The sequence below is a fragment of the Streptomyces sp. NPDC059454 genome (assembly GCF_042749965.1).
GTDB lineage: Bacteria > Actinomycetota > Actinomycetes > Streptomycetales > Streptomycetaceae > Streptomyces.
The window spans coordinates 206686-222660 of the sequence record NZ_JBHYVC010000002.1; the positions used below are offsets into that span (position 1 = coordinate 206686).

The window sequence follows — 15975 nt, forward strand, 5'->3', positions numbered from 1 at the left end:
CCTTCCGGCAAGGAAACCGGCATCGGAATCCCGAAGGGGTGCTCGTGGCACAACTTGTCCGGCAGCAGCGCGTGGACGCGTACGTGGGGTACCACGCATTCGGTTTGCAGGAGTCGGACGACGCGGACCTGCCGGTCCCGTTCCCCGACGACTTCGACCACAGCGCCTTCCTCAGCACCCACCCCGGCCGTCTGGACATCACCAGCGGCGGGCACACCCACACCGCCACGGTCACCGTCGAGGTGTGGGACGGGCCGCCGCCGCAGGAGGACCCGGCGGACCGGGACGAGCAGGCCGAGGCCGGCTTCGAGTCGACGAGTGGTCAGGTCGCCGTGTGGTCCGGGCACACGGGCCGGGAGGACGACGTCATCGTGCTGGGGGACTCCGGCGGGGCGTGGCGCGTGCGGGTCAGTTGCGCGGGCCGGGCCGAGGCCGCCGCCCTGTCGGAGGGCGAGGGCACCGGTCACGGGGTGGAGCGCTACCTCATCCGGTTCTGGTCCGCCGGCGCGTGAGGAAACAGTCAGCCCCCAACAACCACCACCCTCTTGATGTACATCTGCTGCATTCATTACATGGGTGAGCCGGTAGTGGAATCCATGGCCGAGGTACGTAGCCACCTCGCCGATGTCATCGACCGCGCCCGCCGCGAGGAGACACCGACGATCATCACCCGGCGCGGCAAGCAGGAAGCCGTCGTGATCGACATCCAGGAGTACCAGCGGCTGCGCCAACTCGCCGAGGATGCCGAAGAAGCATGGCTCAACCGGCTGGCCGACGAGGCCGAGTCCGAAGGCACTGACGGGTCGGTCTCCCTCGAAGAGATGGCCGCCACGCTCCGCGACCAGCAGCACTGACGCGCATGGGGTACGTCACGCGCTTCACCCCGCACGCCCAGCGGGACATGCTCGAGATCCCGCGCCCCGACGCCCTGCGCATCCTGTACCGCCTGACCGAACTCCAAAAGGCGATGGACGCGGGAGACACCGCGGCGTTCGACGTGAAGGCCCTCCGAGGGCACAACGCCCGGTGGCGGCTCAGGGTCGGCGACTACCGGGTCGTCCACACCGTCGAGGACGGCCGGCTCGTCGTATGGGTCCTGACCATGGGCAACCGCCGCGAGATCTACCGTCAGGTTCCCTGAGGCGTCAGCGATTCGCACGGTCCGCACCGGGCTGCACGAAGGTCACCCCCGACACTGTCGCCCACCGCCCCGACAAACCACCGCCGTGGGGGCGTCGTACCTGGTGGGCGGGGGTACGGGCGCGGGATCTTCGGGGCATGACCACTTCCCCCCACCAGAAGCGACGGTCCGCGCTGCCACTCCCGCTCGCTGATCAGACGGTGTTCCTGTTCCGCTTCACCCCGTCCCCGCGCGGTGCCCGGCTCGCCCGTCGGCTCGCCTCCTGCCAGATGGACGCCTGGGGCTGGCGCTACGGCACCCCGGCGCACGACTCCGTCGAGCTGATCGTGGGCGAACTGGCCGCCAACGCCGTCACCCACGGCCGGGTGCCCGGACGGGACGCCGAGCTGCGGCTCAGCAGGGAGGGCGGCGGGCACGTACGCATCGAGATGAGCGACGCGAGCGGCGAGCGGCTGCCCGAGGCGCGGGACGCCGGAAGCGGGGAGGACGGCGGGCGGGGACTCCTCCTCGTCGCCGCCCTGGCCAAGGAGTGGGGGACCGCCCCGGGGCCCGGCGCCCCCGGCAAGACCGTCTGGGCCGTGGTGGCCACCGCGTCGGTCCGTCAGTAGTGGTACCGGGCCTTGATGATCACCACTTCCTTCTCGGTGGCCCGGTAGACGAGGCGGTGCTCGTCGTCGATGCGGCGTGACCAGTAGCCCGACAGCTCGCCCTTCAGCGGTTCCGGTTTGCCGATGCCGGTGAAGGGGTTGCGCTGGATCTCACCGATCAGGCGGACGAGCTTGCGGAACAGCGTCTTGTCGGCGGCCTGCCAGTACAGGAGGTCCTCCCACCCGGTGGGACGGAACCGCACGTCCCTCACTCGCCGTCCTCCGCCAGGGCCTCCAGCTCCGCCATGCTCCTGGTGATCACCGGGGTGTCGGCGGCCTTGTCCGCGGCGACGGCCGCCATGAGGTGGGCGGCGTTGACCGGCGAACGCAGCAGGTAGACGGTCTCCTGCCAGGAACGGAAGTCGTCGGCCGACATCAGTATGGCGTTGCCGCCCCTGGAGGTGATCTCCACGGGCTCATGGTCGTCGTTGACCTGCTGGATCAGCGGGAAAAGCCGGGCTCGGGCCTCGCTGGCGGTGATGGACACAACCCCTCCTCCACGGAACTGGTACAGGAAAGCCGTACCTATCAAATGGTACAGGGATACGGTACGAGTCGCATGGCTCGGTCGGCAGGAACGACTCCCGAGGGGAAGCGGACACACCCTGTCCCCTACGTCCCCGAGACTCTTGCCCTCGGCGGTCGCAAGGACCGCTCGTTCCGCAAGGAGTCTGCGCGTGTTCTCCGTTCTCGCCGACATCAACTGGCCGGCCGTCGCGATCGCGGCCGTCGCCTCGGTCCTGCTCGCCGGTGTGTGGTTCGCGGCCGTGATCGCCAAACCGTACGCCGTGGCCCTCGGCCGTGAGGGCGCGCCGGCACCCGCGCAGACGGCGGTCACCCTGGCGGGTCCACCGGTGTGTCTCCTCGTCACCGTCCTGACCAGCGCCGTACTCGTCGAGGCGCTCGACATCACGGGCATGGGGGACGCCGTGGTCTTCGGGCTCCTCGTCGGCGTCGGCTATCTCGGCGCGATGACCTTCCAGATCGCCGTCAACCCCAACTTCCCGCGCCCGCTGTACTACGGCGTCCTCAACGCGCCGTTCTTCGTGCTCACGAGTGTGCTCAGCAGCGTCGTCCTGGTCGCGATGCGCTAGCCGACCGACCGGCCGGCCGGTCAGTCGCCGCCTCCGCCGCCGCCTCCCCCGTCACCGCCGCCGTCGCCGCTGCCGCCCCCGTCGCCGCCCTCCCCGCCGTCGCTGCCCCAGCCGTCGCCGCCGCCGCGTTCGTTGTCGTCGCGGCCGGTGCCGAGGTTGCTGAACCAGTGGAGGTCCCAGGTGTCGCCTCCCGCCTCCGCACGGGAGCGGAACCTGGCCAGGCCCGTCGTGTCCCCGAGGCCGAAGGAGACGGCGACCGCGTGGGCCATCACGGCGTCCAGGGGGTCGGGGCTCTCGTGGTGCACGGTGGCCAGCGGCAGCAGCACGGTGCCGGGCGGAGGGCCCGGCCAACGCGACGGACGGGTCAGCAGCGCGACGCGCCGGTCGTCGCGCAGCAGCCACGAGCTCTCCGCGTCCTCGCGCCGCAGCGTCCAGTGCCGGTCGGGCAGTCGTATCTCCACGCTGCTCCTGGACCTGCGGAACCTCCGGTGGAGTTCGAGGTGCGCGGTGACGTCTCCGACGGTCAGGTGCAGGCCGCGGTCCGGGGCGGTGGAGTCGCCGCGGAAGCCGTACGGTGCCCTGAGCCGTACGGCGGGGGCGTGCGGGCCCCAGACGTCCACGCGGACCAGGCGCCGGTCCACGGTGACGGCGACCGGTCCGGCGGGGCCGGGCGCGTACCGCCGCGCGATCCACAGCGGTACGCCCTCCGCGTGCGCCCGCGCGGCGAGCGCGGCCACCTGGTCCGCCCCGCCGCACCCGCGGACCGCCGACTCGCCCAGGGCGCGGGCGAAGTCGGCGGCCCGGCGCACCTTCAGGGGTGTGGTCGTGCCGGTCACGCGGGTGACCGGGACGGTGCCGGTGCCCTGCGGCAGCGAGGCCAGGGAGCGTTCCGCGCCGGCGCCGCCGAGCCAGTACCCCCGCAGGTACGCCTCGGCCATGGCGCCGAGGTTCAGCTCGGCCACCGGGGTCCTCCTGCCGCCCCTGCGCAGCCCGCCCTCGGTGAGTTCCACGGTCCGCGCCAACGGGTTCCGGGACCGTTCCCCGTAGAGCACCTGGCTCATCACATCCCCCCTCCTGCTTCCCGGCTTCCCGGCCGGCACTGCGGTCCCCAGCCTCACACACCAGGCCCTCGTCGAAAAACGTCGCGTCCTCGCGGCAACCCATCGCCGCGCGGCGGCGACTTCAGGGCGGTGGACAACGAGGGCCATCGCACATCGAACGAAAGCCGTGACATGCGCAGTACTGGTAACACCGCCCCGAGCGCGGGGCACCGGAGAAGGAACGGCCGCCGCCGCACCGTCCTGATCGGCGCTCTCACCACGTCGCTCGTGGGTGGCGCCGTGGTCGGCGGCGTGCTGATGTCGGCGTCCGCCGCGGAACCGGGCGCGGGTACCTACCGTCTGGTGAACGCGGCGGGCGACACCTGTCTGGAGGTTCCGTCGGGAAGCGCGGGCGACGGGGTGCGGCTGGCCCTGGCGGACTGCGACGGGGGCGCGGCCCAGAGCTGGGAACTGGCCGGCTCCGGCGACGGTTTCACCGTGACGTCGTCCGCCACCGGCCTGTGCGCGGGCGTCAAGGGCGACTCGGTCTCCGCCGGGAAGGCCGTGCAGCAGCAGACCTGCGACGAGGGCTCCTCCCAGGTCTGGAAGGTGAGTGCCGTCGGTGACGCCTACCACCTGGTCAACGCGCACAGCGAGAAGTGCCTGAACCCCAAGGACGGTCTGCTCCAGCAGAACTCCTGCGACAAGGCCGCCGGCAAGACCTGGACCTTGCAGGAGGTGAACGGCTCGACGCCCCCGGCGACGACCCCCACCACAGCCCCCACCGCAACCCCCACGGCGAGCGCCCCCGCCTCTCCCGCCCCGTCCGCCAGTGCCACCGTGCCCGCGGACGACGAGCCGGCCGGTGACACCGCGTTCGCCTCCTGGCCCACCGCCACCGACGAGCAGCCCGTCTCCTCGACCATCGAGGTGAAGGGCGTGTACGACGGTTCCCTGAAGCGCTTCCACGGCTCGGGCGACCTCGGCGGCAGCGGCCAGGACGAGGGCCAGGACCCGATGTTCAAGCTCGCCGACGGCGCGACGCTGAAGAACGTGATCCTGGGTTCGCCCGCCGCCGACGGAGTGCACTGCTCGGGCAGCTGCACCCTGGTCAACGTGTGGTGGGAGGACGTCGGCGAGGACGCCGCCAGCTTCAAGGGCAAGTCCGCCTCGGCGGCCTACGTCGTCGACGGCGGCGGTGCCCGCAAGGCCGACGACAAGGTCTTCCAGCACAACGGCGCCGGCACCCTGACCGTCAAGAACTTCCAGGTGTCCGACTTCGGCAAGCTCTACCGTTCGTGCGGCAACTGCGGGACCCAGTACCAGCGCCACGTCGTGATCGACAACGTCCTGGTCGCGAGCCCCGGCAAGGTCATCACCGGGGTGAACGCCAACTACGGTGACACCGCGACCCTCTCGGACGTGACGATCGTCGGTGACAGCAAGAAGAAGATCATCGTCTGCGAGCGCTTCGAGGGCAACGACAGCGGCGACGAGCCGACCGCACTCGGCAGCGGTCCCGACGGCAAGGCCTGCGTCTACGAGACCTCCGAGGTCACGTACGAGTAGGGCACAGGGCGAGGGCCCGGTACCGCCGAACAGCGGCGGTACCGGGCCCTCGTGACGCTGTGAGCGGGTCGCTCAGTGGGAGTGGCCGTGGCCGTGTCCACCGGCGGCCGGCTCCTCCTCTTCCTTCTTCTCGACGACCAGGGTCTCGGTCGTGAGGAGCAGGGAGGCGATGGAGGCGGCGTTCTCCAGGGCGGAGCGGGTCACCTTGACCGGGTCGATGACGCCGGCCTTGACCAGGTCGCCGTACTCGCCGGTCGCGGCGTTGAAGCCCTGGCCCTTGTCGAGCTCGGCGACCTTGGAGGTGATGACGTAACCCTCGAGGCCGGCGTTCTCGGCGATCCAGCGCAGCGGCTCGACGGCGGCCTTGCGGACGACCGCGACACCGGTGGCCTCGTCGCCGGTCTTGCCGAGGTTGCCCTCGAGGACCTTGACGGCGTGGACCAGCGCGGAGCCACCACCGGAGACGATGCCCTCCTCGACCGCGGCGCGGGTCGCGGAGATGGCGTCCTCCAGGCGGTGCTTCTTCTCCTTCAGCTCCACCTCGGTGGCGGCGCCGACCTTGATGACGCACACGCCGCCGGCCAGCTTCGCGAGGCGCTCCTGGAGCTTCTCGCGGTCCCAGTCGGAGTCGGTCGTCTCGATCTCGGCCTTGATCTGGCCGACGCGACCGGTCACGTCCTCCTTGTTGCCGCCGCCGTCGACGATCGTGGTGTCGTCCTTGGTGACGGTGACGCGGCGGGCGGAGCCGAGCACGTCCAGGCCGACCTGGTCGAGCTTGAGGCCGACCTCCTCGGAGACGACCGTGGCGCCGGTGAGGACGGCCATGTCCTGCAGCATCGCCTTGCGGCGGTCACCGAAGCCGGGGGCCTTGACGGCGACCGCGTTGAAGGTGCCGCGGATCTTGTTGACGACCAGGGTCGACAGGGCCTCGCCCTCGACGTCCTCGGCGATGATCAGCAGCGGCTTGGAGGCGTTGGCCTGGATGACCTTCTCCAGCAGCGGCAGCAGCTCCGCGATGGAGGCGATCTTGCCCTGGGTGATGAGGATGTAGGGGTCGTCGAGGACGGCCTCCATGCGCTCCTGGTCCGTCACGAAGTACGGCGACAGGTAGCCCTTGTCGAAGGCCATGCCCTCGGTGAAGTCCAGCTCCAGGCCGAAGGTGTTGGACTCCTCGACGGTGATGACACCGTCCTTGCCGACCTTGTCCATCGCCTCGGCGATGAGCTCGCCGACCTGCTGGTCCTGGGCGGACAGCGCGGCGACGGCGGCGATGTCGGACTTCTCGTCGATCGGGCGGGCCGAGGCGAGCAGGTCCTCGGAGACCGCGGCGACGGCCGCGTCGATGCCCTTCTTCAGCAGCGCCGGGGAGGCGCCGGCTGCGACGTTCTTCAGGCCCTCGCGGACCAGCGCCTGGGCCAGCACGGTGGCGGTGGTGGTGCCGTCACCAGCGATGTCGTTGGTCTTGGTCGCCACCTCCTTCACCAGCTGCGCGCCGAGGTTCTCGTACGGGTCCTCGATCTCGACCTCACGGGCGATCGTGACACCGTCGTTGGTGATGGTGGGGGCGCCGAACTTCTTGTCGATGACGACGTTGCGGCCCTTGGGGCCGATCGTCACCTTCACCGTGTCGGCAAGCTTGTTGACGCCGCGCTCGAGGGCGCGACGGGCGTCCTCGTCGAACTTCAGGATCTTCGCCATGGCAGCGGGAGCCCTCTCGGAATTCTGGGTGAAATCACTGCGCCCCGGGCGCCCGGTCCTTGTCGGATGCTGGGGCCAGGGGCGCAGTGGTTCGAGCAAAAGTGCTTGCTACGAGGTCGGGTTGTCCGGGGTGACCCCCGGATGTCCCTTACTTCTCGACGATCGCGAGGACGTCGCGGGCCGAGAGGACGAGGTACTCCTCGCCGTTGTACTTGACCTCGGTGCCGCCGTACTTGCTGTACAGAACGACGTCGCCGACCTTCACGTCGAGTTCGACGCGCTTGCCGTCCTCGATGCGGCCCGGACCGATGGCCAGGACGACGCCCTCCTGGGGCTTCTCCTTGGCAGTGTCCGGAATGACCAGGCCCGAAGCCGTGGTCTGCTCGGCGTCGAGCGGCTGGACCACGATGCGGTCCTCGAGCGGCTTGATGGCAACCTTGGAGCTGGCGGTCGTCACGATCCGACCTCCCCCTTCGGAGATCTCACGGGGTTAACTGTCTGAGGTGGCGACCAGGTGGATCCGTCGTCGCGGGTGCCGGACCTGCCCGTCGCGTGTTTGGCACTCTCCAGGGGGGAGTGCCAGACCTGAGACTATGACTGCGATTAGCACTCGGTCAAGCGGAGTGCCAATTGCCTGCGGCGCGTCGCGGGGCGGGAGCGTTGCAATCACCCTTGCGTGCAGCCGGCGGTGTTGCAGTGACCGTCCACTGGGGGCTGCCGCCCCCAGGCCCCCGCTTCGGCCTGAACGGCCTCGTCCTCAAACTCCCCCAGAGGGGATACCCCCGGACGGGCTGACAGGTGAGCGGTGCTCGCCAGGGACCGCCGACGGGCTGATTCGGCCGACGTAGTCCTCCAGCTTTCCCACCTTCAGTCCCCGCTCCCCCAACTTCCCCAGCACCCGTGTCGTCCGTTCCGCCAGTGACAGCGTCGGCGCCTCGCCCGACGGTACGGAGATGATGTCGCCGGGTTCCAGGTGGTGGGGGCCGTGGCTGTAGGTGAGGTGGCCGTCGGGCTCCAGGGCCACCCGCCACAGCACCACCGCCGCGATGCCGCAGTCGGCGGCGGCCCGCAGGGTGGTGGTGTCGTACGTGCCGTAGGGCGGGCGGAAGAGGCGGGGGCGGACGCCGAAGCGGGACGTGAGCTTGCGCTGCTGGCCGCAGATCTCGGCACGCTGGCCGGCGTACGGCAGGCCGCGCAGGGCGGGATGGTCGAGGGTGTGGTTCTGCAGGCTCGCGCCGACCGAGCGCAGGCGGGCGAAGTGCGCGTATCCGGGGCCGGCCACCGTGTCCGTGAGGAACAGGCTGACGGGGAGCCGGTGCTCGCGCACCAGGTCGATGAAACGGGGGTCGCGTTCGGCGCCGTCGTCGTAGGTGAGGAAGACGACCTTGTCCCGGGTCGGGACGTGGTCGACGACGGGCGGGAGGGCGCCGGTCTCCGGCACCGGACCGGCGCCGGGCGACCGGCCCGCACCGTCCCCCGTCCCGCCCGGCGGACCGCCCGACGGACCGCCCGACGGACCGCCCGGCGGACCGCATCCGGCGATCACGGCCAGCAGGGCGACGGCACCCGCCAGGAGAGCGGCCCTCACAGGTAGTCCTCCAGACGGGCCACCGCGTACCCCTCCGCCGTGGCCTTGTCCAGGAAGCGGCGGATCATGTCCGGCATCGTGCCCTTCCAGTCCTCGCGGCCCCGGAAGTGGCTGAGGACGATGTCGCCGGGGTGCAGGTCGCGGTCCCACTCGCGGTACTCCCAGTGGTCGGCGAAGACCTCCTCGTTCCAGAGGGGGACGTGGGTGATCCCGCATGCCTTCGCGGCGCGCAGGGTGGCCCGGTCGTAGTTGCCGAAGGGCGGGCGGAAGAGGACGGGGCGCTCGCCGTAGCGCTCCTCGATGACGCGCTGCATGCCGCAGATCTCGCGCTTCTGGCGGGCGTAGGACAGGTCCGGCAGGTAGGGGTGGCGGAGGGTGTGGTTGTGCAGGGCGACGCCCCGGTCCTGCATCTCCTTGAAGTAGCCGTAGTCCTCCTTGACCAGGTAGTCGCTGAGGAAGGCGCTGTACGGGATCTTCAGCTCGCTCATCATCCGCAGGAACGCCGGGTCCTTCTCGGCGCCGTCGTCGATGGTGAGGAAGAGGATCTTCTCGTCGGTGGGGACGGTGGTGAAGACCGGGGGGAGTTCCAGGCGGTGGTGGCCGTCGACCTCGAAGCCGTCCCGGGTGGTGATCCTCGGCTTCTTCGCCGGGGGCGGCGGGGCGGTCAGGGGCACCCGCTTCAGCCCCCAGCGTTTCGCGGCGGCGACCCTCGCCGTGTGCGCCGCGCGCAGTCTGGTGGCGTAGGCGTCGAGCGCGCGGGCCGGGGGCGCCTTCAGGGGCTGCTGGCCGCCCGCCGGTTCGACCTGGGCGCCACCGCCGCCGCCAGGTCCGCAGCCCGAGGCGATGGAGGCGAGAGCGAGTACCGCGAGGCCGATCCGCACACCACCGATCGGCCACCTTTTATCGTTTTGTCCTACTGCTCGCATGGGGCCGGATCCTCGCAGCCGGAAGGTCCGGGCCCGGCCCGACACCGCGGCCGGAGGCGCACCGTCCACCGACTGGCCCACAATGACCCGGTGAACGACCTCGCCCCCCTCCTCACCCCCGAAGGCCGCGCCCTCCTCGACGAGGTCCGCGACACCGATCCGGCGCACGAACTCGCCGTCGCGACCCGGCTGCGCCGCGAGCACCCCGCCGAACTGGTGTCGGCGGCGCTCGGCCAGGCGCGGCTGCGGCAGCGGGCGGCGGCCAAGTTCGGGGAGCGGGACGCCGCGCGGATGTTCTTCACACCCCACGGGGTGGAGCAGTCGACGCGGGCGAGTGTGGCGGCGTACCGGGCGGGGCGGTTCAAGGAACTCGGCGTGACCTCCGTGGCCGACCTGTGCTGCGGGATCGGCGGGGACGCGATCGCGTTCGCCCGCGCCGGGATCCGGGTGCTGGCCGTCGACCGGGACCCGCTGACCTGTGAGGTGGCCCGCGCCAACGCCGACGCGCTCGGTCTCGCCGACCTGATCGAGGTCCGCGAGGCCGACGTGACGGAGGTGGACGCGGCCGGATACGACGCCGTGTTCGTCGACCCCGCCCGGCGTTCCTCCAAGCGCGGCCGGATCTTCGACCCGGAGGCCTACTCCCCTCCCCTGTCCTGGGCCGTGTCCGCCGCGCTCGAAGCGCCGCTCGGCCTGCTGAAGATCGCGCCCGGCATCCCGCACGAGACGATCCCCGCGGAAGCGACGGCCGAGTGGGTCTCGGACGGCGGGGACGTCAAGGAGGCCATGCTGTGGTTCGGCCCGGACGTGACGCCGGGGGCACGGCGGGCGATGCTGCTGCCCGCCGGAGCCGGCATCCGCGTGACACCCGGGACCATGCTTCCGGACCCCGAGGTCCGGCCGGTGGGGCGGTACCTGTACGAGCCGGACGGCGCCGTCATCCGCGCGCACCTGGTCGCCGAGGCGGCCGAGGAAGTGCAGGGGGGACTGATCGACGCGACCATCGCCTACGTCACCGCCGACGAGCACCGCCCGACGCCGTACGCCACCGCCTACGAGATCACCGACCGGCTCCCCTTCAACGTCAAGAAGCTGAAGGCGCTGCTGCGCGAGCGCCGGGTCGGCACGCTGACCGTGAAGAAGCGCGGCTCGGCCGTCGAGCCGGAGGAGCTGCGCCGCAAGGTCCTGCCCAAGCCGCACGGCACCGAGTCCGTCACGGTCTTCCTGACCCGCGTCGCCGGCGCCCCGACGATGCTGCTGGGGCACCCGGTGCGGTGATCACGCGCCGGTCTCCGCCGCACGGCGCAGCAGCAGCGCCCGTTCGCGCGCGTTGCGGGTCAGCGACGCCGCGCGCCGGAACTCCGTCCGGGCCTCCTCCGTACGGCCCAGGCGGGCCAGCAGGTCGCCGCGGACGCTGGGCAGCAGGTGGTAGTCCCGGAGCACCGGTACGTCGGTCAGGGCGTCGACCAGGGGCAGCGCGGCGGCGGGACCCTCGGCCCTGGAGACGGCCACCGCGCGGTTGAGTTCGACGACCGGGGAGGGTGCGCGGGCGGCGAGCAGGGTGTACAGGGTGGCGATGCGGGACCAGTCGGTCTCCTCGTAGCGGTACGCGGACGCGTGGCAGGCGGCGATGGCCGCCTGGAGGACGTACGGGCCCGGGGCGCCGGCGGCGACGGCGTCGGCGCGGGTGAGGGCGGTGACACCGCGGGCGATGAGCATGCGGTTCCAGCGGGCGCGGTTCTGGTCCTCGAGGAGGACCGGTGCGCCGTCCGGGCCGGTACGGGCGGCGACGCGCGAGGACTGGAACTCCAGCAGCGCGGTGAGCCCGTGCACCTCGGGCTCCTTGGGCATCAGCCCGGACAGCACGCGGGCCAGCCGCAGCGCGTCCTCGCACAGCGCCGGGCGCAGCCAGTCGTCGCCGGCCGTGGCGGCGTACCCCTCGTTGAAGATCAGGTAGATGACGTCGAGGACCGAGCCGAGGCGGGCCTCGCGGTCGGGGCCGCGGGGCACCTCGAAGGCGACGTTCCTCGTCGCCAGGGTGCGTTTCGCGCGGACGATCCGCTGGGCCACCGTCGGTTCCGGCACGAGGAAGGCGCGGGCGATCTCGGCCGTGGTCAGGCCGCCGAGCAGCCGCAGGGTGAGGGCGGTCCTGGCCTCGGCGGACAGCACCGGGTGGCAGGCGGTGAAGACGAGACGGAGCAGGTCGTCGTCGATGCCGTCCGGGTCGGCGGGATCCTCCGGCGGGGCCACCGCGGCCGACCGGTCCCGGCCGATCTCGGCCAGCTTGCGGGCGTAGGTCTCCCGCCGGCGGATCAGGTCGACGGCACGGTTGCGGGCGGTGGCCATGAGCCAGGCGCCCGGATTGTCGGGCACCCCGTCCCGCGGCCACTGTTCCAGTGCGGCGACGAGGGCGTCCTGCGCGAGTTCCTCGGCGATGCCGACGTCCCGGACGACACGGGTCACGCCGGCGATCACCCTGGGCGACTCCATGCGGAACACGGTCTCGACGGTCCGTGCCGTGTCCGCGTCCGCGTCACGGGGGTCTGTGGTGGGTTGTGGTGTCACGGCCCACCATCAGACACCCGTACGGTGGCGGAGCCAAGGAAGGATCCCCGGATGCGCGGGAGCCGTCAGCCCTCCACGACCTCCCGCACCTCGCAGGTCACCGTCCAGTGCGGCTCGTGCACCTTCAGGAACCGCTTGGTCCACTCGATCGCCTCGGCCCTGTCCTTGGCCTGCAGCATCGCGTAGCCACCGATGACCTCCTTGGTCTCGGTGAACGGCCCGTCCGTCACGGACAGCCGGCCGCCCTCGTAGTGCACCCGGGCGCCCTGGGCGGTCGGGACCAGCCCGGCGGTGTCCAGCAGGACCCCGGCCTTCGTCATCTCCTCGATCAGCTCACCCATCCGCTGCATCAGCTCGGGGCTGGGTCCGCCTTCGGGGGCGTTGTTCTCGTCGATCCGGATCAGGGAGAGAAAGCGCGGCACGGTGACTCCTCGGGTCGTGCGGACCGGGTCCTTCCCGGCCTCTCACCCCTGCGTCGAACGGGGGACACCGGATTCGACACCGGCGCCGGAGTTTTTTCGCCTCGCCTCCGCCTCACTTCAGAGAGGACCACAACTCCCCCGCCTCCGGCTCGTCCGCCACCACGCGGTTGCGGTCCCAGGGGGCCGGGACGACCGGCATGGTGAGGGTCGTGACGCTGTCGGACGGGAGGTCCCGCAGGCTCTGGGCGAGGCGCGTCAGTTCGCCCAGTGAGTCCAGGCCGGTGTCGGTGGTGAGGCTGCCGGTGACGGTGTCGGCGACCCGGTACAGCCGGGTGGGGCTAGCCAGCAGGTCCTCGTCCGCGATCTGCTCCAGCAGCGCCTTCACCAACCGGTGCTGGAGCCCTATGCGGCCGAGGTCGCCGCCGTCGCCGATGCCGTACCGGGTGCGGGCCAGGGCGAGGGCGTCCGTGCCGTCGAGGTGGTGGGTGCCGGCCTCCAGGGTGAGGTGGCTGCGGTCGTCGTCGATGTCCTCCTCGGTGGTGACGGTGACCCCGCCGAGCGCGTCGACCAGGCGGGCGAAGCCGGAGAAGTCGATCTCGATGTAGTGGTCCATGCGGACGTCCGTGAGCGACTCGACGGTCTTCACGGCGCACACCGGCCCGCCCACCTCGTACGCGCTGTTGAACATCACACCGGAGGCCGGACGGGTCGACTCCCCGTCCTCCAGGGGGCAGGAGGGCCGGTCGACGAGGGTGTCGCGCGGGATGCTGACCACCGTCGCGGCGGTCCGGCCTGCGTCGAGGTGGACGACCATGGCGGTGTCGGAGCGGGCGCCGCCGCTGTCGCCGCCGCCGAGCGCCTGGTTCTCCTCGCCGCTGCGCGAGTCGGAGCCGAGCACCAGGATGTTCAGGGACCCGGTCGGCAGGGGCGGGGCCGTGGCGGACGCGCCCGGGGACGGGGTGACCGCGGCCTTGGCGGGGCGGTCGTCGCCCAGGGCGTTGTCGATGTCGACGCTGTTGATGTTGTCGTTGAGCTGCCAGTACACCCAGCCGGCGGCTCCGGCGCCCAGGACCAGCAGGCCCGCCAGCGTCAGCCCCGTGATCTTCAGCGCCTTCGCCCGCCGGCCCGTCCGTATGCCCGCGCCCCCGGCCTCGTCCCCGTCGTCCCCGGTCCCGCTGCCCCCGGTTCCGCCGCTCTTCTCATGTCCCCTCACGAGCAGGAACATAAGTCCGAATTATGACAAGCGGCGACCCCCGGACAGTTTTCTCGTGAAATTCTCAGACTTCCGGCACCACGCCCACCGCTTCGAAACTTTCGGGGCGACTCACTCCCCCGCCGGCGCCGCCGTACTGCTCCGCACCACCAGGCTCGTCGCCAGCTCCACCCGGGTCGCCGCCGCCGAGTCCTCGTCCCTGCCCAGATCGAGGACCAGCTTGGCCGCCGCCTCCGCCATCTCCGTCAGCGGCTGCCGTACGGTCGTCAGCGGCGGCCCCACCCAGCGGGCCACCGGCAGGTCGTCGAACCCGACCACGCTCAGGTCCTCCGGGATCCGCAGCCCCAGCTCGCGCGCGGCCTCGTACAGTCCGAGGGCCTGGAGGTCGTTGCCGGCGAAGACCGCGGTGGGCCGGTCCTCGCGGCGCAGCAGGGCGAGGCCCTGCCGGTAGCCGGCCTCGTGGTGGAAGTCCCCGGTCATGATCAGCCCGGGGTCGACCGGCAGCCCGGCGGTCTCCAGCGCGGCCCGGTAGCCGTCGACGCGGGCGCGGCTGCACATCATCCGGGTCGGTCCGCTGATCGCGCCGATCCGGGTGTGGCCCAGTTCGACCAGGTGCCGGGTGGCGGCGAGCCCGCCCTGCCAGTTGGTCGCGCCGATGGAGGGCACGTCGGTGCCCGGGTCGCCGGCCGGGTCCATCACCACGAACGGGATGGAACGGCTGGTCAGCAGGGCCCGCCCGGACTCGTCGAGGCCGGACAGCACGAGGATGACACCGTGCGGGCGGCGCGCGGCGACCTGGTCGGCCCAGGTGCGTCCGGGCGTGAGCCGGCCCGCGCTCTCGGAGAGGACGACGCTCAGACCCGCGTCCCGGGCCACGTTCTCCACACCCCGGATGACCTCCATCGCCCAGGCGCTCTCCAGTTCGTGGAAGACCAGGTCGATCAGGGGCGAGCGGGTGGACTCGGCGCGCCGGCGCCGGTAGCCGTGGGCGCGCAGCAGCCCCTCGACCCGGCTCCGGGTGGCGGGAGCGACATCGGCACGGCCGTTCAGCACCTTCGAAACAGTCGGCGCGGACACGCCGGCCTCACGGGCGATCTCGGCAAGCGTGGCGGTCTGCGCGGTCCGCCCTGCCGTCGAGTTCTTTGCGGTTTCGGCGGAAGTCATGTCGGCGATCGTATCCCCGCGTCACCGCCGACGGGACCCCCCTGAGCCCGACGACACCATCACAACATTCGGAAAACTGAGCGAAACCTTCGCCGCGCCGGTCCGGCAGACGCGTACCGGGCGGGACCGGCTCCACCCCCGCCCGGCCGAGGAATCGGCGGTCCCCGTTCACCGGCCGTTCAGGTCGGCGGGTGGTCGAGCCGGGCGTGCCGGAACTACGGTGGGCGGCATCCGGCGCGGATGCCCGGCACACCGTCCGGCTCGCCCCCACCGGTCCGCCGTGGGAGCCCGGTCCCGGCCCCCGGGGTGTGCGGCGGAGGCGCCTCAGGGGGTGTCCTCCGCACGGGACGACGGGGGACGCGATGGACAGATTGCTGTACCACGAGCTGCGGGCCGTCTTCGCGGCGCTCGCCGTGACCGTCGTCTGCGGGGCGGCGCTGGGCCTGGTCCACGGGTTCGCGGCGCCGTCGGACGCCGGGGACCCGATGCTGCTGTCCCTCGCCCTGCTCGCGGGCGCCGCGGCGTCGACCCTCCTCGGCGCGACCAGGTTCAAGTGGGTGAGCGAGGTACGGGACTTCGACCGGGCGGTCCCCGTCGAGGACATCTGCGTGGTGCCGCCCGCCGGCCGCTCCCTGCGCGGCGACTGGTTCAGCCCCGGGTTCTTCGTCGCCTACCTCATGCCCATCCTGCCCATCGCGCTGTTCTGGGAGGGGGTAGTGCTCTTCATCCCGCTGTGGTCGGCCATGAGCTGGCTGGGCAAGGCCGCGCTGATCATCCGCTGGGAGCGCCGGCACGGGCTGGTGCTGTGGCGGGGCCACGCCACAGCCCGGCCGTGGGAGCTCTCGGTCAGCCGCCGCTCACCGGCTCCCGCCGGCACCGGGGAACTGCCCGCCTGACCCCGGCCGGCG

19 protein-coding genes and 1 pseudogene are annotated in these 15975 nt (G+C 71.8%); 9 read left to right on the top strand and 11 right to left on the bottom strand.

Annotation, left to right across the window (positions count from 1 at the left end):
- The first annotated feature begins 44 nt into the window (after positions 1-44).
- The 4 genes from ACFXAE_RS02290 (at position 45) to ACFXAE_RS02305 (ending at position 1749) form a co-directional block, all read left to right on the top strand.
- Positions 45-512 carry a hypothetical protein gene (locus tag ACFXAE_RS02290; protein ID WP_384706772.1) on the top strand — a complete coding sequence of 156 codons (468 nt, stop codon included), beginning with the start codon at positions 45-47 and terminating at the stop codon, positions 510-512.
- Between the two features lie 84 nt (positions 513-596).
- On the top strand, positions 597-854 hold the full coding sequence (locus tag ACFXAE_RS02295; RefSeq protein WP_384706774.1) for a type II toxin-antitoxin system Phd/YefM family antitoxin: 258 nt from the start codon (positions 597-599) through the stop codon (positions 852-854).
- A gap of 5 nt (positions 855-859) precedes the next feature.
- Positions 860-1141 (top strand): type II toxin-antitoxin system RelE/ParE family toxin, encoded by a 282-nt coding sequence (locus ACFXAE_RS02300; RefSeq protein ID WP_384706776.1) that lies wholly within the window; start codon positions 860-862, stop codon positions 1139-1141.
- 137 nt (positions 1142-1278) lie between these two features.
- Positions 1279-1749 carry an ATP-binding protein gene (locus tag ACFXAE_RS02305; protein ID WP_384706778.1) on the top strand — a complete coding sequence of 157 codons (471 nt, stop codon included), beginning with the start codon at positions 1279-1281 and terminating at the stop codon, positions 1747-1749.
- Here the strand turns inward: ACFXAE_RS02305 and ACFXAE_RS02310 are convergent.
- Complete coding sequence (locus ACFXAE_RS02310; protein WP_384706780.1) at positions 1743-2000, bottom strand: Txe/YoeB family addiction module toxin; 258 nt, start codon at positions 1998-2000, stop codon at positions 1743-1745. The two genes, ACFXAE_RS02305 and ACFXAE_RS02310, sit on opposite strands and share 7 nt — an antisense overlap.
- Entirely contained in the window at positions 1997-2275 is a 279-nt protein-coding gene (locus tag ACFXAE_RS02315; RefSeq protein WP_384706782.1) for a type II toxin-antitoxin system Phd/YefM family antitoxin, read from the bottom strand. Before ACFXAE_RS02315 ends, ACFXAE_RS02310 begins: the two co-directional genes overlap by 4 nt.
- Before the next feature lie 190 nt (positions 2276-2465).
- Here ACFXAE_RS02315 and ACFXAE_RS02320 point away from each other — a divergent pair, with 190 nt between their 5' ends.
- Positions 2466-2882, top strand: coding sequence for a DUF1761 domain-containing protein (locus ACFXAE_RS02320; protein WP_384706784.1), 417 nt, complete (start codon positions 2466-2468; stop codon positions 2880-2882).
- A 20-nt stretch (positions 2883-2902) separates the two neighbouring features.
- On the opposite strand, the gene ACFXAE_RS02325 is transcribed toward ACFXAE_RS02320, so the two are convergent.
- Positions 2903-3943 carry a hypothetical protein gene (locus tag ACFXAE_RS02325; protein WP_384706786.1) on the bottom strand — a complete coding sequence of 347 codons (1041 nt, stop codon included), beginning with the start codon at positions 3941-3943 and terminating at the stop codon, positions 2903-2905.
- A 297-nt stretch (positions 3944-4240) separates the two neighbouring features.
- Here ACFXAE_RS02325 and ACFXAE_RS02330 point away from each other — a divergent pair.
- Positions 4241-4615, top strand: a pseudogene (locus ACFXAE_RS02330) (RICIN domain-containing protein); the annotation flags it as partial.
- Positions 4616-4762: 147 nt separating this feature from the next.
- Entirely contained in the window at positions 4763-5491 is a 729-nt protein-coding gene (locus ACFXAE_RS02335) for a pectate lyase (protein WP_384706887.1), read from the top strand.
- Positions 5492-5563: 72 nt separating this feature from the next.
- On the opposite strand, the gene groL is transcribed toward ACFXAE_RS02335, so the two are convergent.
- The 4 genes from groL to ACFXAE_RS02355 form a co-directional block, all read right to left on the bottom strand.
- Positions 5564-7189 (bottom strand): chaperonin GroEL, encoded by a 1626-nt coding sequence (gene groL / locus ACFXAE_RS02340; RefSeq protein ID WP_384706788.1) that lies wholly within the window; start codon positions 7187-7189, stop codon positions 5564-5566.
- A 148-nt stretch (positions 7190-7337) separates the two neighbouring features.
- A complete protein-coding gene (gene groES / locus ACFXAE_RS02345; protein WP_073932713.1) occupies positions 7338-7646 on the bottom strand; it encodes a co-chaperone GroES in 309 nt (102 codons plus the stop codon).
- A 300-nt stretch (positions 7647-7946) separates the two neighbouring features.
- Positions 7947-8777: a polysaccharide deacetylase family protein gene (locus tag ACFXAE_RS02350; RefSeq protein ID WP_384706790.1), complete on the bottom strand. Its 831-nt coding sequence runs from the start codon at positions 8775-8777 to the stop codon at positions 7947-7949.
- Positions 8774-9658 carry a polysaccharide deacetylase family protein gene (locus tag ACFXAE_RS02355; protein WP_384706792.1) on the bottom strand — a complete coding sequence of 295 codons (885 nt, stop codon included), beginning with the start codon at positions 9656-9658 and terminating at the stop codon, positions 8774-8776. The genes ACFXAE_RS02350 and ACFXAE_RS02355 overlap by 4 nt, the downstream gene beginning before the upstream one ends.
- Before the next feature lie 27 nt (positions 9659-9685).
- Between ACFXAE_RS02355 and ACFXAE_RS02360 the strand changes: the two genes are divergently transcribed.
- Positions 9686-10981, top strand: a complete 1296-nt coding sequence (locus ACFXAE_RS02360) for a methyltransferase domain-containing protein (RefSeq protein ID WP_384706794.1) — start codon at positions 9686-9688, stop codon at positions 10979-10981.
- On the opposite strand, the gene ACFXAE_RS02365 is transcribed toward ACFXAE_RS02360, so the two are convergent.
- From ACFXAE_RS02365 to ACFXAE_RS02380, 4 genes are all read right to left on the bottom strand, one after another.
- Positions 10982-12268 carry an RNA polymerase sigma factor gene (locus ACFXAE_RS02365; RefSeq protein WP_384706796.1) on the bottom strand — a complete coding sequence of 429 codons (1287 nt, stop codon included), beginning with the start codon at positions 12266-12268 and terminating at the stop codon, positions 10982-10984.
- Between the two features lie 65 nt (positions 12269-12333).
- On the bottom strand, positions 12334-12690 hold the full coding sequence (locus tag ACFXAE_RS02370; protein ID WP_384706798.1) for a YciI family protein: 357 nt from the start codon (positions 12688-12690) through the stop codon (positions 12334-12336).
- 112 nt (positions 12691-12802) lie between these two features.
- Positions 12803-13915 carry an LCP family protein gene (locus ACFXAE_RS02375; RefSeq protein WP_384706800.1) on the bottom strand — a complete coding sequence of 371 codons (1113 nt, stop codon included), beginning with the start codon at positions 13913-13915 and terminating at the stop codon, positions 12803-12805.
- 99 nt (positions 13916-14014) lie between these two features.
- Positions 14015-15067 carry a LacI family DNA-binding transcriptional regulator gene (locus ACFXAE_RS02380; RefSeq protein ID WP_384706802.1) on the bottom strand — a complete coding sequence of 351 codons (1053 nt, stop codon included), beginning with the start codon at positions 15065-15067 and terminating at the stop codon, positions 14015-14017.
- 362 nt (positions 15068-15429) lie between these two features.
- On the opposite strand from ACFXAE_RS02380, the gene ACFXAE_RS02385 reads away from it, so the two are divergent.
- Positions 15430-15963, top strand: a complete 534-nt coding sequence (locus ACFXAE_RS02385; protein WP_384706804.1) for a hypothetical protein — start codon at positions 15430-15432, stop codon at positions 15961-15963.
- Positions 15964-15975: the final 12 nt, after the last annotated feature.

Excerpts from the sequence above, each read along its gene's own strand:
- ACFXAE_RS02295 (WP_384706774.1), top strand. The coding sequence starts at position 597 with ATGGCCGAGGTACGTAGCCACCTCGCCGATGTCATCGACCGCGCCCGC.
- ACFXAE_RS02300 (WP_384706776.1), top strand. The coding sequence starts at position 860 with ATGGGGTACGTCACGCGCTTCACCCCGCACGCCCAGCGGGACATGCTC.
- ACFXAE_RS02305 (WP_384706778.1), top strand. The coding sequence starts at position 1,279 with ATGACCACTTCCCCCCACCAGAAGCGACGGTCCGCGCTGCCACTCCCG.
- ACFXAE_RS02325 (WP_384706786.1), bottom strand. The coding sequence starts at position 3,943 with ATGAGCCAGGTGCTCTACGGGGAACGGTCCCGGAACCCGTTGGCGCGG.
- groL (WP_384706788.1), bottom strand. The coding sequence starts at position 7,189 with ATGGCGAAGATCCTGAAGTTCGACGAGGACGCCCGTCGCGCCCTCGAG.
- ACFXAE_RS02375 (WP_384706800.1), bottom strand. The coding sequence starts at position 13,915 with ATGTTCCTGCTCGTGAGGGGACATGAGAAGAGCGGCGGAACCGGGGGC.
- ACFXAE_RS02380 (WP_384706802.1), bottom strand. The coding sequence starts at position 15,067 with ATGACTTCCGCCGAAACCGCAAAGAACTCGACGGCAGGGCGGACCGCG.
- ACFXAE_RS02385 (WP_384706804.1), top strand. The coding sequence starts at position 15,430 with ATGGACAGATTGCTGTACCACGAGCTGCGGGCCGTCTTCGCGGCGCTC.